Here is a 14,586-nt window from a genome sequence, read left to right as displayed (position 1 = left end):
CGCCTGCCCCCTGCGCGGTGCGCACCGTTTCTACGTCCGAGAGGCGGCCGCGATCGTCCGCGGCCGCCTCTCGCGTTTCCTGACGCGTCCTGCGCCACCCCGCGATCCGCAGGATCACGCCGATCCGCCGACCGGGCAGAACTCGGACGCCCTCGGCGCGTCACCTCCGGGCGCGTCGCGGCCGCGGTTACCGTCGCAGGGTGACCGTCCCCGCGCGCGCGCCAGGCTCGGGAGCCGGCTCGGACCTCGGGCCTGCCCCCGGCACGGCCGACCCCACGTCCACCACGCCCACCGCTCGCCCCGGTGCGGCGACGGGTGCCCAGCCCGCCGTCCCCGGCGAGGCCGCCGGTCCCGTCGCGCTCGTCGAGCCGCCGTCCGACGCCGAGCTCGTCGAGGGCGCGCTCGCCACGTGGCGCGGCGCGCTCGTCGAGGCCGCCGGTGGCTCCACGCTCGCGGACATCGACCTGCTCGGCGAGGCGGCGCTCGACCTGTCGGCGGCGCACCCGTCCGGCATGGCCCAGCTGTTCGCGGGCCGCGAGACGCGCCTGTCGAACCTCGTGCGCGAAGGGGCCGCGCTGTCCACCGCGCGCCGGCGGGCTCGCGCCGTGGGCTCCCGCGCCGCCGCCTACGAGCAGCGCTACGGCATCGCGCCCACGTCGCTCGCGATCGGCGTCGCCACCTGGACCGAGCGCACCACCGCGGACGTCGCGCAGGACGACGTCGCCGCGCTCGCGACCGTGCTCGCCACCTCGACCCGGAGCGGCGCCCCCGCGGACGACGAGCCGGCCGCCGCACCCCGGCGGCTGCGCGCGCCCGTGCTGCTGCGACCCGTGGCGCTGCGCGCCCGCGGCACGGGGGAGAGCGACTACGAGCTCGCGCTCGAGCCGTCGCTCGAGGTCAACCCCGTCCTCGCCCGCGCGCTGCGCTCCCGCGGCGCGCTGCTCGACCCGGCGGCCGTCGCGCGCGGTGCGTTCACCGGCGGCGGGTTCGACCCGCGCGCCGCCCTCCAGCGCCTCGCGTCGCTCGGCGAGGCGGTCCTCGAGGACTTCGAGCTGAGCGAGCGCGTCGTCGTCGGCACGTTCGTCCACCCCGGCCAGGTGCTCGTCGACGACCTCGACACGCTCGCCGCCGGCGTCGCGCACCACGAGGTCCTCACGGCGCTCGCGGGCGTCGAGGCGGACCGTGAGCGCCTGCGCGCCCACCCGCTGCCCGCGCCCGCCGCGGGCGACCGCGACCCCGCGCACGAGCGCGGCGTCGGCGACCTGGACCCCGCGCAGCAGCACGTGCTCGACGTCGTCGCGACCGGTGCGCACCTGTTCGTCGACAGCCCCACGGGCGCCGACGACTCCGGCACCGTCGCCGCGATCGTCGCCGACGCCGCCGCCGCGGGACGCACCGTCCTGTACGTGCCGGGGCACCGCCGTGCCGCCGTCGCGCTCACCGAGCGGCTCGCCGCGCACGGCCTGCACGACCTGCTGCTCGACATCGCCCCCGAGGCGAGCTGGCGCAGCGCCGCCGCCCGCCGGATGCTCGGCGCGATGACCGTGGAGCCGCCCGTCGTCGACCCGAGCGGCGTGCAGGCGCTGCGCTCGGACCTCGTCGGGCACCGTGAGGCGCTGCGCGGCTACGTCGCCGGCCTGCACACCCCGCGCGAGCCGTTCGGCGTGTCCGCGTACGACGCGCTGCAGCACCTCGCGCGGCTCACGTCCACCCGGCCCGCACCCCGCACGACCGTCCGGCTGGCACCCGAGGTCGCCCGCGCCCTCGACGGCGACCAGCGCACGCGGCTCGCCGCCGACCTGCGCCGCGCGGGCGAGCTCGGGGCGTTCTCCGTCCGGCCCGGCGACACCCCCTGGTACGGCGCCGACCTGCGCACGCACGCCGACGCGGACGTCGCGCGCCGTCGCCTCGAGCGTCTGCTCGAGGACGCGCTGCCGCGCCTCGCCCAGCGCTCCGCGCAGGTGGACGCCGAGACGGGCCTGCTGCCCGCCGAGACCGTCGACGCCTGGGGCGAGCAGCTGCGCATGCTCGACGGCGTGCGCGCCTCGCTCGACGTGTTCCTGCCGATCGTGTTCGAGCGCACCGCCGCCGACCTGGTCGCCGCCACCGCGACCAAGCAGTGGCGCGCCGAGCGCGAGCTCCCGATGGGCTACTGGCTGCGGCGACGCCTGCGCCGCCAGGCGAAGGACATGGTGCGCCCCGGCCGCCCCGTCGCGGACCTGCACTCCGCGCTCGTCGAGGTGCAGGCGCGCCGCGAGACGTGGCAGGCGCACTGCCCGAGCGGCGGCTGGCCGCGACTGCCCGAGGGCCTCGAGACGCTCGAGGAGGAGTACCGCGCCGTGCGCGAGGACCTCGAGGCGCTCGACGAGGTGCTCGCACCCACCCCCGGCGGCGCCGGGCTGTGCGCGCTCCCGCTGCCCGCGCTCACCGAACGGCTCGAGCGGCTGCGCGGGGCGCAGGACGCGCTCGAGACCCTGCCCGACCGCACCGGCCTGCTGCACCGGCTGCGCGCGGCGGGCCTCGGCGCGCTCGTCGACGACCTCGCCGAGCGGCGCGTCGCCGCCGCCCAGGCACCGGCCGAGCTCGAGCTCGCGTGGTGGAGCACCGTGATCGAGCAGATCCTCGCCGAGGACCCGGCGCTCGCCGGGTACGACGGCGAGGCGCTCGGCGCCATGGCGCAGCGGTACTCCGAGCTGGACCGCGCGCACGTCGCGAGCCTCGCCCCACCCGTGCGCACCGCCGTCGCCGCGCAGGTCGCGGCCGTCCTGCGCCGTCACCGCGAGCAGGCCGAGGAGCTGTTCGCCGAGCTGGTCGAGGAGCGCCTGACGTCGCTGCGCGACACGTTCGCGCGGTACCCCGACGTCGCGCGCCGCCTGCGCCCCGTGCTCGTCGCGAGCCCCATGCTCGTGCCGCAGGTGCTGCCCGCGTCCCGCACCGTCGACCTCGTCGTGCTCGGCGCCGCCGCGCACCTGCCCACGGAGGTCGCGCTCGCCGCGGTCGCCCGCGGCCGGCAGGTCGTCGTCGTCGGGGACGCCCGGTGCGCGTCCGGCAGCGCGGTGCGTGACCTCGCCGAGGTGCTGCCGCGCGCCACGCTGCGCGCCGACACGGTCGCGCGCGACCCCTACCTCACGACGTTCCTGTCCGAGCACGGGTACGGCGACGCGCTGGTCGCGACCCCGCTGCCCACGAGCCGCCCGCTCGTGCGGCTCGACGTCGTCGACGGCACGGGGATGCCCGGCCCCGGCGGCATCGTCGAGACCACCCCGGCCGAGGTCGCGCAGGCCGTCGACCTCGTGCTCGAGCACGCGCTGTCCCGCCCCGAGGAGTCGCTCGCGGTCGTCACCGTCACGCCCGCGCACGCCGAGGCCGTGCGCGAGGCCGTGCTCGACGAGGTGCGGACCAACCCCGCGCTCGCCGCGTTCTTCGACCCCGTGCGGCCCGAGCCGTTCGTCGTGACCGACCTCACGGGAGTCGCCGGGCTGCACCGCGACGCGGTGGTCCTCACGCTCGGGCTCGGCCGCACGCCGCACCGGCGCGTGCTGCACACCTTCGGCGTGCTGTCCGGGCCGGGCGGCGACGCTCTGCTGCTGGACGCGCTCGGCTCGACCCGTCACCGGCTGTCGGTGGTGTCCTGCTTCGGCGCCGACGACCTCGACCCCGAGCGGCTGCGCGGCGACGGCCCGCGCCTGCTGCGCGACCTGCTGGCGTTCGCCGCCGAGCGCGGCGCCGGCCGGACCGCACCCGCGTCGCACGCCGTGGACCCCGACCGCCTGCTCGTCGACCTCGCCGAGCGCCTGTGGCGGCACGGGCTCGTCGTCGAGCTCGACTACGGCGTCCCCGGCGGGCAGCGCATCCCCATGGTCGTCGGGCACCCGTCGTTGCCGGGGCGCATGCTCGTCGCGGTCCTGACCGACGACGACGCGTACGTGAGCGAGCCGTCCGTGCGCGTGCGCGAGCGCCTCACCGCCGACCGGCTCGAGCGCCTCGGCTGGACGGTCGTGCGCGTGTGGTCCGCCGCGGCGTTCCTCGACCCCGAGGCCGAGGTCGACCGGATCCGGCGCTACGTGCACCGCGCCGTGCCCGCACCCGTCGAGCCACGCACCGGTACGGCCGTCATCGGCCTGCCGCAGTCCTGGACCGACGACGAGCGCGCACCGGGCGAGGCTGCGGGGGCGCGTGCCGGGGCGGGTGTCGCGGTCGAGGTGGCCGAGGCGGGCACCCACGACGCGCCGGAGCGTGCGCAGGGGACCGACGACCATGAGGTCGCGTCGGCCGGCGCGTCCGCGCCCGCGCGGCCGACCGCCCCGAGCGCGGGTGATGCCGGCCCCGCCGACGACTCGCCGGACGGCCGGGCGAGCGGACGTGCGCTGCGACGCAAGGCCCGCCAGCGCAAGGGCCGCGGCTCGGACGAGCGCGCCGGCACGGGGCCGACCGCCGCCAAGGCCTCGGGACCGACCGGACCCACCGGCACGGCCCCGACGCCCGAGGTGCCCGCACCGCGTGAGGCCGCGCAGGAGCCCGCGCGGCCCGCGGCGACGCCCCCGGAGCCGCCCGCCGTGACGGGGAGCATGGTGCTGCAGGGCGCGTCGCGCTCCGGCGTGGCGCCGGTCGCCATGGACGGGGTCGTCGTCGACGACACGCGGCACCGTCCGCTGTCGGTCGTGCGTCCCGAGCAGCCCGCGCTGCCGGTGCGCACGCTGCCGCGGCCCGACGTGCGCCGCGGCCTGCCGATCGCCGCCTACAGCGACGACCAGCTCGACGACCTGGTCGGCTGGCTGCAGTCCGACGGCGTGCAGCGCTCGCGTGACGAGCTCGCGGAGGCGCTGCGCGACGAGCTGGGCGTCACCCGCCGGTCGTACCGGATCGACACCGCCGTGCGCGGGGCGATCGAGCGCGCGCTGTCCTGAGCGCCCGGTGCGGTCGGCGCACGGGTCACCCGGCTCGGACCGGTCCCCGCCGCGGTGCGATGATCGGGCGATGAGCAGCCAGGACCCGCGCCCGCGACGGCCGCGCCGCGCGGTGCGCCCGCCCGGGACGGTCGGCACGGACGAGTCGGTGCTGCGCTCGACGCTGCCCGCGGCCCCCGCGGCGACGACCGCACCCGCGGTGTCGCCCGCGGCGTCCCCCGGCGCGGGACCGCGGTCGGGCGGCGCGGGGGACAGGTCCGGCGACGCGCTGCTCGCGCTGCGCAGCGCGGACGACTCCGACGTCGGGTGGGGCGAGGGGGCGGACGCGAACGACGAGCGCCTGCGCCGCGACAAGCCGCCGCACTGGTGACCTGACCGTGCACGGGCGTCCGGTCCGTCGCGACCCGACCCCAGCCCCGCGCGGACGCACACCCGTCCCCAGGTGACCGAACCGGGGGCCCCGCGTGGCGCGCTGCGCCCTAGCGTGCGGGCGTGCCGTCGACCAGGTTCCCCGTCCCGCCGCTCGAGCGGCGACGCCGCCCCGTGCGGGTTGCGTGGCGCGCGGTGCTGTGGCGGTGCCGGTTCGTCGTCGCGGCGCTCGGGGTGGGCCTCGCGGCGACGTCGACGCTGCAGGTGCTGAGGCCGCCCGCGCCCGAGGTCCGGGCGGTCGTGGTCGCGGCGCGTGACCTGCCCGCGGGCACGACGCTCGGGTCGGGCGACCTGCGTGTCGCCCGGCTCCCGGCGGCCCTCGCGCTGCACGCCACGCGCACGAGCCCGGACGGTCTGCTCGGCCGCGCGACGGCCGTGCCGGTCCCCGCGGGCCTGCCCGTGGTGCCCGGCCTCCTGACCTCGGGCGAGCTCGTCGGTCCGCCGGGCACGGTGGTCGCGGCCGTGCGGCTCGCGGACCCCGCGGTGGCGGCGCTGCTGACGCCCGGCACGCGGGTCGACGTGCTCGCGGCGGCGGCCGAGACCGGCACGCAGGGTGTCGTCGTCGCGCGGCGCGCGCTCGTCCTGCCGGTCGCACCGGGCGACGACGAGGGGGGCTGGGCGGTCGGCGGCGAGGCGCAGACGCCGCCCGTGCTGCTCGCCGTGACGCCCGAGGAGGCCGCGGCGCTGGCGGGAGCCGCGGTGACGGGCTTGCTCAGCGCCGTCGTCGTGCCATGATCGAACGTCCAGCCTGGTTGTCCCGTGCTCATCGGAGGTACTCGTGTCGCAGTCCACATTCGGTTCGACGGCGGGATCCGCCGCGAACGCCCTCGGCTCCGGCGCCAAGGGCCTGGGGAAGGTCTTCGAGGGATTCAAGGACTTCATCTCGCGCGGCAACGCCGTCGACCTCGCGGTCGGCGTCGTCATCGGCGCGGCGTTCGGCGCCCTCGTGTCGTCGATCGTCGAGAACGTCATCAACCCGCTCATCGGGTGGATCTTCGGTCAGCCGAACCTCGACAACATCTGGACGATCGGCCCGTACAGCTGGGGCAACGAGCAGGCGCAGCCCATCCTCATGGGCAAGGTGCTCACGGCGCTGATCACGTTCCTGCTGACCGCCGCAGCCGTGTACTTCCTCGTCGTGCTGCCCCTGAACGCGCTCGCAGCGCGGCGCAAGCGCGGTGAGGAGGCCGAGCCGGCCGCGCCGGCCGAGGACATCCTGCTGCTGCAGGAGATCCGCGACCTGCTCGCGCAGCGCCCCACGCCCGCGCTGCAGTCCGACCTCACCACCCCGCCGACGATCCGCCCCGAGGACGGCCCGACGCCGCCCGCTCCGACCGTCTGACGCTCTGCGCGACGAGGGCGCCCGACCATCTCGGCCGGGCGCCCTCGTCGTGCGCCCTGGGCACCCCGGCGCCGTGCCCGCCGGCGGTCCGGGAATCGACGGGTTGCGCGGGTCGTTACCATTGGCACTCGGAACGTGTGAGTGCCAGGCCGCGCCACCCCGGCGCCCGGGCTCGCAGCATCACGGACGGACCTCAGGGAGAACCGGTGCCCACCTACTCGTACGCGTGCACGGCGTGCGGCCACGCCTTCGACATCCACCAGTCGTTCTCGGACGCCTCGCTCACGGTCTGCCCGGAGTGCGAGGGCAGGCTGCGCAAGGTCTTCTCGTCGGTCGGCGTCGTGTTCAAGGGCTCGGGCTTCTACCGCAACGACGCGCGCTCGGGCACGAAGTCGTCGTCGGTCCCCGCGGTCTCGTCCGACAAGGGCACGTCCGGCTCCGCCTCGACGCCCGCGTCGTCGGACTCGTCGTCGTCCTCCACGGCCTCGTCGCCCGCGCCCTCGGCCGCCCCGGCCGCTGCGCCGGCCGCCTCCTGACGGCAGCCGCGCCGGGCCCGCACTACCCTCGCAGACGTGCTCCGTAGCCGTGCCGCCCGTCTGACCGTCCTGTCGGTCGCCATCGTCCTCGTCGTCGCGCTGGTGGCGACGGTCGTCGCCGCGTTCGTCGTCGTGCGCCGGCCGCTGCCCCAGGTGAGCGGCACCCTCGAGGTCGCGGGCCTGCACGACGAGGTGACCGTGACACGCGACGCGCGCGGCGTCCCCACCATCACCGCGCAGGACCCGCACGACCTGTTCCTCGCGCAGGGCTACGTCGCGGCGCAGGACCGGTTCTTCGAGATGGACTACCGCCGCCACGTCGTCGCGGGGCGGCTCTCGGAGCTCGTCGGGCAGAACGAGGACGCGCTCGACGCGGACAAGGTGATCCGCACGTTCGGCTGGCGCCGGGTTGCGGAGGCCGAGCTCGCGATCATCGACCCCTCGACGCGTGACGCGCTCGAGGCGTACGCCGCCGGCGTCAACGCCTACCTGGACGGCAAGGCGCCCTCACAGATCGCCGTCGAGTACACCGTGCTCGGGCTGCAGGTCCACGTCGAGGCGCCCGAGCCGTGGGAGGCCGTGGACTCGCTCGCGTGGCTCAAGGCGATGGCGTGGGACCTGCGCGGCAACTACGACGCCGAGCTGTCGCGGGCACGCGTGTACGCGTCCGTGCGGGACGTCGCGAAGGTCGACGAGCTGTTCCCGGCCTACCCGTACGACCTCAACGCCCCGATCGTCGCGGCCGAGGACCTCACGAGCGCGACGCCGGCGAGCGCGGCCGGCGAGCTCGACCTGGACGACTCGGGCCTGCAGGCGGCGATCGACAGCGCGAACAAGGCGCTCGACGCCGTCCCGCACCTCGTCGGTGAGGGTGAGGGTGTCGGGTCGAACTCGTGGGTGGTCTCGGGCGAGCACACCGCGAGCGGCGCGCCGATCCTCGCGAACGACCCGCACCTGGGCATCTCCGCGCCGGGGATCTGGATGCAGGTGGGTCTGCGCTGCGCGCAGGTCGACGAGGCGTGCCCGTACGACGTGTCGGGCTTCGGCTTCGCGGGCTTCCCGGGCGTGGTGATCGGCCACAACGCGGACCTCGCGTGGGGTCTGACGAACCTGGGCGCGGACGTGACGGACTTCTTCGTCGAGCGGGTCGAGGGGAACGCGACCGTGCGCGGCGACGGCACGGCGCGGATCCGAGCCCGTACGGAGGTCATCAAGGTCAACGGCGGTGACGACGTGACCATCGTCGTGCGCCAGTCGGTGCACGGGCCGATCGTCTCGGACGTGCTGGACGTCGACCAGGTCGGTGACGCGCCCATGCCGGACGGCACGTCGGACCGCGGGTACGAGGTGGCGCTCGCGTGGACGGCGCTCGCGCCGGGGCACACGGCCGACGCGGTGCTCGCGACGGCGACCGCGAAGGACGCGAGCGACATCGCGCGCGTGGGCCGGCTGCTCGACGTGCCGTCGCAGAACATCGTGTTCGCGACGACCGACGGGCACATCGGGTACCAGGCGCCGGGTCGGATCCCGGTGCGGCAGACGGTCAGGGGAGCGGTGCCGTCCGACGGCACGTGGCCGCGCCCCGGCTGGGACCCCGCCTACGACTGGCAGGGCTACGTCGACCCGGAGGAGATGCCGCGCGCGCTCGACCCGGCCGAGGGCTTCGTCGTCGCGGCGAACCAGGCGGTCACGCCCCAGGGCGTCGGGCCGTTCCTCACCGACGACTGGGACTACGGCTACCGGGCCCAGCGCATCCGCACGGTGCTGTCGACCGCGATCGCGCGCGGCGACAGGATCGACGTCGCCGACGTGAACACGCTCCAGAACGACCAGCGCAGCCCGTACGCGGACGTGCTCGTGCCGTGGCTGCTGCGCATCGACATCGACGACGCGTTCGCGGACGACGGTCAGCAGCTGCTGCGCACGTGGGACCACGTGGCGAGCGCCGACTCCGCGGCCGCGGCGTACTTCGCGGCGGTCTGGAAGACGCTGCTCGAGCTCACGTTCGCCGACGACCTGCCCGACGGTGAGCTGCCGAACGGCGGCTCGCGCTGGCTCGAGGTGGTCCGCGGGCTGCTCGACGAGCCCGACTCGCCCTGGTGGGACGACCGCACGACCCCGGGCCTGCTCGAGGGCCGTGACGAGGTGCTCTACCAGGCGATGGTCACGGCCCGCCTGACGCTCACGCAGCAGCTCGGGCGGGACGCCGACGAGTGGCGCTGGGGCCGGCTGCACACCGCCGCACCCGAGCACCCGGTCCTGGGCGGCTCGTCGGTCCCGGGTCTGGTGCGCTCGTTCGTGAACCCCGACCCGGTCGAGGTGGGCGGCGGCTCGTCGATCGTCGACGCGACCGCGTGGGACGCGTCGCAGGGGTACGGGGTGACCGCGGCGCCCTCGATGCGGATGGTCGTCGACCTGGGCGACCTGGACTCCTCGACCTGGGTGACCCTGACCGGGACGTCGGGGCACCCGGCGAGCCCGCACTACGCCGACCAGCTGGGCGCGTGGGCGCAGGGGACGACGTTCCCGTGGCCGTTCTCGACCGCCGCGACGCAGGCGGACGCGGTCGACCGGCTGACGTTGCGCCCCTGACGCCGGGTCGGGACCGCGACTCGTCGGGGCCACGGCCGGTCATGAGCACGGCCGGTGGGGACCGCGGCCGGGTCAGGAGCGCAGCGGGACCCAGCCCTCGGGCGTCGCGTACGCGTCGACGCGCCGGTCGTGCGGCTCGCGGGGCAGCGGGTCGACGCTCGCGTCCCGCACCTCGTCGGGGAACACGAGCGCGACGACGAGCGCGTCGGGCCGGGCGTGCTCGAGCGCCCGGTCGTACCAGCCGCCGCCCTGACCGAGGCGGCTGCCGGCGGTGTCGACCGCGAGCGCGGGGGCGACGATCACGTCGGCGTCGGCGAGCGCCTGCGGCCCGAGCGTCGGGCCACCGGGCTCGGGCGGCCGGCCGGGTGCGCGCTCGCGCAGGTCCTCGACACCGCGGTACTCGGCCCAGTCGCGCTGCAGCCCCGAGCCGAGCACGGGCAGCAGGATGCGCACCCCGCGTGCCGCGAGCCGCTCGAGCAGCACCCCGGTCGCCGGCTCCGTCGGACGCGCGGCGTAGACGGAGACGCAGCGCGCGTCGCGCACCGCGGGGATGGCCGCGACGACGTCCGCGATCGCCGTGGCGGCCTCGTCGCGCAGCCGGGCCGACCGGTGGGAGCGCGCCTTGCGGACCGCCGAGCGGAGGAGCTCCTTCGCCTCCTCGGGCTCGGGAGGGGACGTGCGGAGCGACGGTTCGGCGGCGCTGCTCATGCGCCCAGTGTCGCAAACGTTCCGCGGGCGGTCGTACCCGGGCCCGGGCCGTGTCCCACGCCTCGGACACACCCTCGGGGTCACCCGCGCGGGTGAACAGATGACGACCTGCGGAATCGGCCATGGCGCCCGGATGACGACGTATCGACATGACCCACGCCACACCGGCGTCCGCTGGGCGCGGCCGGACGCGCGCGGCTAGCGTTCCGGCATGACGATCCACAAGGCAGTCATCCCCGCCGCGGGACTGGGTACCCGGTTCCTGCCCGCCACGAAGTCGACGCCCAAGGAGATGCTCCCGGTCGTCGACAAGCCCGCCATCCAGTACGTCGTCGAGGAAGCCGTCGCGGCCGGTCTCGACGACGTCCTGCTCATCACGGGGCGTTCCAAGCGCACGCTCGCCGACCACTTCGACGCGGTGCCCGAGCTCGAGGCCGTGCTGGAGGCGAAGGGGGACGCCGAGCGTCTCGCCAAGGTTCGCGAGTCCACCGAGCTCGCCAACGTGCACTTCGTGCGGCAGGGCCAGCCCAAGGGTCTCGGCCACGCCGTGCTGCAGGCCAAGCGCCACGTGGGCGACGAGCCGTTCGCGGTCCTGCTGGGCGACGACCTGATCGACGAGCGCGACGACCTGCTCGCGCCGATGCTCGCGCTCCAGGAGCGCCTGGGCGGGTCCGTCATCGCGCTGCTCGAGGTCCCGCGCGAGCAGATCTCGTCGTACGGCTGCGCCGCGGTCGAGGCGCTGGACGGCGAGGACGCGGACACCGTGCGCATCACGGGCCTCGTCGAGAAGCCCCCGGTCGACGAGGCGCCGTCGAACCTCGCGATCATCGGCCGCTACGTGCTGCACCCCGCGGTGTTCGAGGTGCTCGAGAACACCGCGCCGGGCCGCGGGGGCGAGATCCAGCTGACCGACGCGCTCGCGACGCTCATGGATCTGCCGGCCGAGCAGGGCGGCGGCGTCACTGGCGTCGTGTTCCGCGGCCGCCGCTACGACACGGGTGACCGGCTGGACTACCTCAAGGCCGTCGTCCGGATCGCGGTGGATCGCCCCGACCTGGGCCCCGACTTCAAGGAGTGGCTCGAGAAGTACGTGGCCGGCACCACCGCCTGACGCGCGGTGCCGGGCCGGATGCGCGGCACAATGCCGCCATGAGATCGGTCCAGGACCACCTGGCGGCCGTGCTCGCTGCCGTCGGGCCGGTCGCCCCGCTCGACGTGGCGCTGCACGACGCGGTGGGATGCATCCTCGCGCGTGACCTCGTCGCGACCCGGGACGTGCCCGCGACCGCGGTGGCCGCGCGTGACGGCTACGCGGTCGCGGCGCACGAGACCGCGGCGGCGGGGCTCGACACGCCGCTGACGCTGCCCGTCGCGCACGATGTGCTGCCCGGTGCGCCCGCGGGCGTGCGGCTCGCGCCCGGTCAGGCGGTGCGCATCGCCTCGGGCGGCGCGCTCCCGCTCGGTGCGGACGCGGTCGTCCCGCTCGAGGAGACCGACCGCGGTGCGGTGCGGTTCGCGCTGCAGCGCCCGGCGGTCGCGGGCCAGCACGTGCGGCCCGTGGGCGCCGACGTGCGCACCGGTGAGGTGGTGCTCGCCGCGGGCACGCGCCTGGGGGCGCGCCAGCTCGCGCTCGCGGCCACGCTCGGCCACGGGCGGCTGCACGTGCACCCGACGCCGCGCGTCGTGCTGCTGTCCGTGGGCGATGAGCTCGTCGAGCCCGGTACGTCGCGCCAGCGCGAGGGTGCGGTGTTCGAGACCGACGGGCACGCGCTCGAGGCGGCGGTCCGCGATGCGGGGGCGACGCCCGTGCGCGTCGGGATCCTGCCCGACGACCGCGGCACGCTGCGCGAGGCGCTCGACGACCAGCTGGTGCGCGCGGACCTCGTCGTGATCACGGGCGGTCTGTCCGAGCTCGTCGGCGACACCGTGAAGGACGTGCTCGCGACCCTCGGGACCGTGCGGCTCGACCACGTCGCGATGACCCCCGGCCTGCGGCACGGCTTCGGGACGGTCGGCAGCGACCTCGGGGCCGACCGGACGGTGCCGATCTTCGCGCTGCAGGGCGACCCCGTGGCCGCGCAGGTGTCGTTCGAGGTGTTCGTGCGGCCCGCGCTGCGCGCGATGGGCGGCCACGCCGAGCTGTACCGGCCGAGCGTCACCGCCCGTGCGACGCACGGCTGGACGTCGCCCGCGGGGCTGCGGCAGTTCGTGCCCGCGACCGTGCTCGGCTCGCCCGAGGAGGGCTACCGCGCGACGCCGCTCGGGGACCCGACCGCACCCACCGTCAGCGCGCTCGCGCACGCCAACGCGCTCGCGGTCGTCGGCGAGCACGACACGGGCGTGCAGCCCGGGCAGGTCGTGCACTGCCTGGTCCTGGAGGGCTGATGGCGCGCGGCTGGCCCGCCGTCCTCGAGGACGGTCCGGTGCGTCTGCGGCCCCTGCGCCGCCGGGACGCGACCGCGTGGCTCGCGCTGCGCGCCCGCAACGTCGCGTGGCTCGAACCCTGGGACGCGACGTCACCGGTGCCCGTGGAGGGGCCGCGGCCCACGTTCGCGCAGTTCGTGCGCACGCTGTCCGCGCAGGCCCGCGCGGGGGTGAGCCTGCCGTTCGCGATCGATCACGAGGGCGAGCTCGTCGGTCAGGTCACGGTCTCGTCGATCACGTACGGCTCGCTGCGCTCGGGGGCGATCGGCTACTGGGTCTCGGAGCACGTGGCGGGCCGCGGCATCATGCCGGTCGCGGTCGCGCTCGCCACCGACCACTGCTTCACCGAGCTGGGGCTGCACCGCATCGAGGTGAACATCCGGCCGGAGAACGGCCCGTCGCTGCGCGTCGTCGAGAAGCTGGGGCTGCGCGACGAGGGCGTGCGCGAACGGTTCCTGCACATCGGCGACGAGTGGTGCGACCACCGCACGTTCGCGCTCACCGTCGAGGAGGTCCCGCACGGGCTCCTCGCGCGCTACCGGGCGCAGCACCCGGCCCCCTGAGCGCGATTCGGCTCGACACGCCGGACAGTTGCCCCGAGAGGGGGACGTCGCGCCCTACCGTCGGTCCGTGAAGGATCTCACCGGCTGGCTCGCGCTCGCGCTGGTCGGCCTGTGGGTGGGTTACCTGGTGCCGCACAAGCTGCGGTACCGGCAGCAACTGGTGGAGTCCCGCGTCGACGACCGGTTCTCCGACGCGCTGCGCGTGGTCGCGGTGAGCGACCGACCGGCTCGCGACCGGGCGCAGGCGGCGGTGAACCCCGGCGACTGCAGGCCTGCCGGCACGTCGGGGTTGCTGACCCCCGGCAGAGGGGTGCTCGTGGCAGCGACGAGCTCCGCGACAGGAGGCAGGACCATGGACCGACCGACGGCGCAGCACGACCGACTGACCGCCGAGGTGGCACGCCGGACCGCGCAGGCGCGTGCCCAGCACGCCGCCGCGGTCGCGCGCCGCGGTGCGGCTGCGCGCCGGCGCGGGCTGCTCGCGTCCGGCCTCGCGGTGCTCACCGTCGTGGGCGCGGTCGTCGCGGTCGCCGCGCCCGCCGTCACGTGGGTCGCGGGCGCCGTCCCCGGTGCCCTGCTCGCCGCGGTCGTGGTGCTCGGCCGTCGGGCCGTGGTCGCCGGCCGTGCCGCCGACGCCGCGTTCGCCGCGCGCATGGAGCAGGCGGCGCGCGACGCGCACGAGGCCCGTGCCCGCGCCGCTCGCGCCGTGACCGGTGCGCAGCGCGTCGTCCAGCCGACCGTCACCGGCCACGCCGTGCGCCCGTCGGACACCCCCACGCAGATGATCGCGCGCGTCACCGCGGCCGGCGACGAGTCCTGGTCGCCCGTGCCGCTGCCGCGCCCGACGTACGCGCTCAAGCCCGAGGCGCCGCGCCGGGAGCCCGTCCCGCTGACGAACCTCGAGGGCTCGACGTCGGCTTCCGCGATGCGTGCCCCGCAGGAGACCGCCGACGAGCAGGCGGAGGCGCCCGCCGCGACCGTCCCGGCCGCGGTCACCACGCCGACGACGACCGGCTCGATCGACCTCGACGCGATCCTGGCCCGCCGCCGCGCGTCGGGGCAGTGATCCGGCGCTGCGGAGTCGT

11 protein-coding genes are annotated in these 14,586 nt (G+C 76.4%); 10 read left to right on the top strand and 1 reads right to left on the bottom strand.

From position 1 onward, the window contains the following. The first annotated feature begins 200 nt into the window (after nt 1-200). From ACT17Q_RS13375 to ACT17Q_RS13350, 6 genes are all read left to right on the top strand, one after another. Nucleotides 201-4,907 (top strand): hypothetical protein, encoded by a 4,707-nt coding sequence (locus ACT17Q_RS13375; protein ID WP_444662984.1) that lies wholly within the window; start codon nt 201-203, stop codon nt 4,905-4,907. Between the two features lie 70 nt (nt 4,908-4,977). Further along, nucleotides 4,978-5,277, top strand: a complete 300-nt coding sequence (locus ACT17Q_RS13370; protein WP_444662982.1) for a hypothetical protein — start codon at nt 4,978-4,980, stop codon at nt 5,275-5,277. 122 nt (nt 5,278-5,399) lie between these two features. Beyond that, a complete protein-coding gene (locus ACT17Q_RS13365; RefSeq protein WP_444662980.1) occupies nt 5,400-6,071 on the top strand; it encodes an SAF domain-containing protein in 672 nt (223 codons plus the stop codon). A 43-nt stretch (nt 6,072-6,114) separates the two neighbouring features. After that, nucleotides 6,115-6,678, top strand: coding sequence for a large conductance mechanosensitive channel protein MscL (mscL, locus tag ACT17Q_RS13360; RefSeq protein WP_268535338.1), 564 nt, complete (start codon nt 6,115-6,117; stop codon nt 6,676-6,678). 206 nt (nt 6,679-6,884) lie between these two features. After that, the gene (locus tag ACT17Q_RS13355) at nt 6,885-7,214 is read left to right on the top strand and encodes an FmdB family zinc ribbon protein (RefSeq protein WP_444662978.1); all 330 of its coding nucleotides are present in this window, start codon (nt 6,885-6,887) and stop codon (nt 7,212-7,214) included. A gap of 36 nt (nt 7,215-7,250) precedes the next feature. Beyond that, nucleotides 7,251-9,806, top strand: a complete 2,556-nt coding sequence (locus ACT17Q_RS13350; protein WP_268535340.1) for a penicillin acylase family protein — start codon at nt 7,251-7,253, stop codon at nt 9,804-9,806. A 72-nt stretch (nt 9,807-9,878) separates the two neighbouring features. Here ACT17Q_RS13350 and ACT17Q_RS13345 read toward each other — a convergent pair whose 3' ends face one another. Next, nucleotides 9,879-10,514, bottom strand: coding sequence for a 5-formyltetrahydrofolate cyclo-ligase (locus ACT17Q_RS13345; RefSeq protein ID WP_141320488.1), 636 nt, complete (start codon nt 10,512-10,514; stop codon nt 9,879-9,881). Between the two features lie 211 nt (nt 10,515-10,725). On the opposite strand from ACT17Q_RS13345, the gene galU reads away from it, so the two are divergent. From galU to ACT17Q_RS13325, 4 genes are all read left to right on the top strand, one after another. Beyond that, nucleotides 10,726-11,625 carry a UTP--glucose-1-phosphate uridylyltransferase GalU gene (galU, locus tag ACT17Q_RS13340; protein ID WP_094181940.1) on the top strand — a complete coding sequence of 300 codons (900 nt, stop codon included), beginning with the start codon at nt 10,726-10,728 and terminating at the stop codon, nt 11,623-11,625. Between the two features lie 38 nt (nt 11,626-11,663). Next, nucleotides 11,664-12,899 carry a molybdopterin molybdotransferase MoeA gene (locus tag ACT17Q_RS13335; RefSeq protein ID WP_268535347.1) on the top strand — a complete coding sequence of 412 codons (1,236 nt, stop codon included), beginning with the start codon at nt 11,664-11,666 and terminating at the stop codon, nt 12,897-12,899. Then, nucleotides 12,899-13,501, top strand: a complete 603-nt coding sequence (locus ACT17Q_RS13330) for a GNAT family N-acetyltransferase (protein WP_094181942.1) — start codon at nt 12,899-12,901, stop codon at nt 13,499-13,501. The genes ACT17Q_RS13335 and ACT17Q_RS13330 overlap by 1 nt, the downstream gene beginning before the upstream one ends. A 67-nt stretch (nt 13,502-13,568) precedes the next feature. Next, nucleotides 13,569-14,567 carry a hypothetical protein gene (locus ACT17Q_RS13325; protein ID WP_444662974.1) on the top strand — a complete coding sequence of 333 codons (999 nt, stop codon included), beginning with the start codon at nt 13,569-13,571 and terminating at the stop codon, nt 14,565-14,567. Nucleotides 14,568-14,586 lie beyond the last annotated feature (19 nt).

Origin of the sequence: Cellulomonas sp. CW35, from assembly GCF_052378485.1 — a bacterium.
Lineage (GTDB): Bacteria > Actinomycetota > Actinomycetes > Actinomycetales > Cellulomonadaceae > Cellulomonas > Cellulomonas uda.
The sequence above is the reverse complement of the archived record's forward strand: the minus strand, read 5'-3'. Positions and strand labels throughout refer to the sequence as shown.

Coding starts and splice junctions, on each gene's coding strand:
- ACT17Q_RS13370 (WP_444662982.1), top strand. CDS start 4,978: ATGAGCAGCCAGGACCCGCGCCCGCGACGGCCGCGCCGCGCGGTGCGC.
- ACT17Q_RS13335 (WP_268535347.1), top strand. CDS start 11,664: ATGAGATCGGTCCAGGACCACCTGGCGGCCGTGCTCGCTGCCGTCGGG.
- ACT17Q_RS13345 (WP_141320488.1), bottom strand. CDS start 10,514: ATGAGCAGCGCCGCCGAACCGTCGCTCCGCACGTCCCCTCCCGAGCCC.
- ACT17Q_RS13330 (WP_094181942.1), top strand. CDS start 12,899: ATGGCGCGCGGCTGGCCCGCCGTCCTCGAGGACGGTCCGGTGCGTCTG.
- galU (WP_094181940.1), top strand. CDS start 10,726: ATGACGATCCACAAGGCAGTCATCCCCGCCGCGGGACTGGGTACCCGG.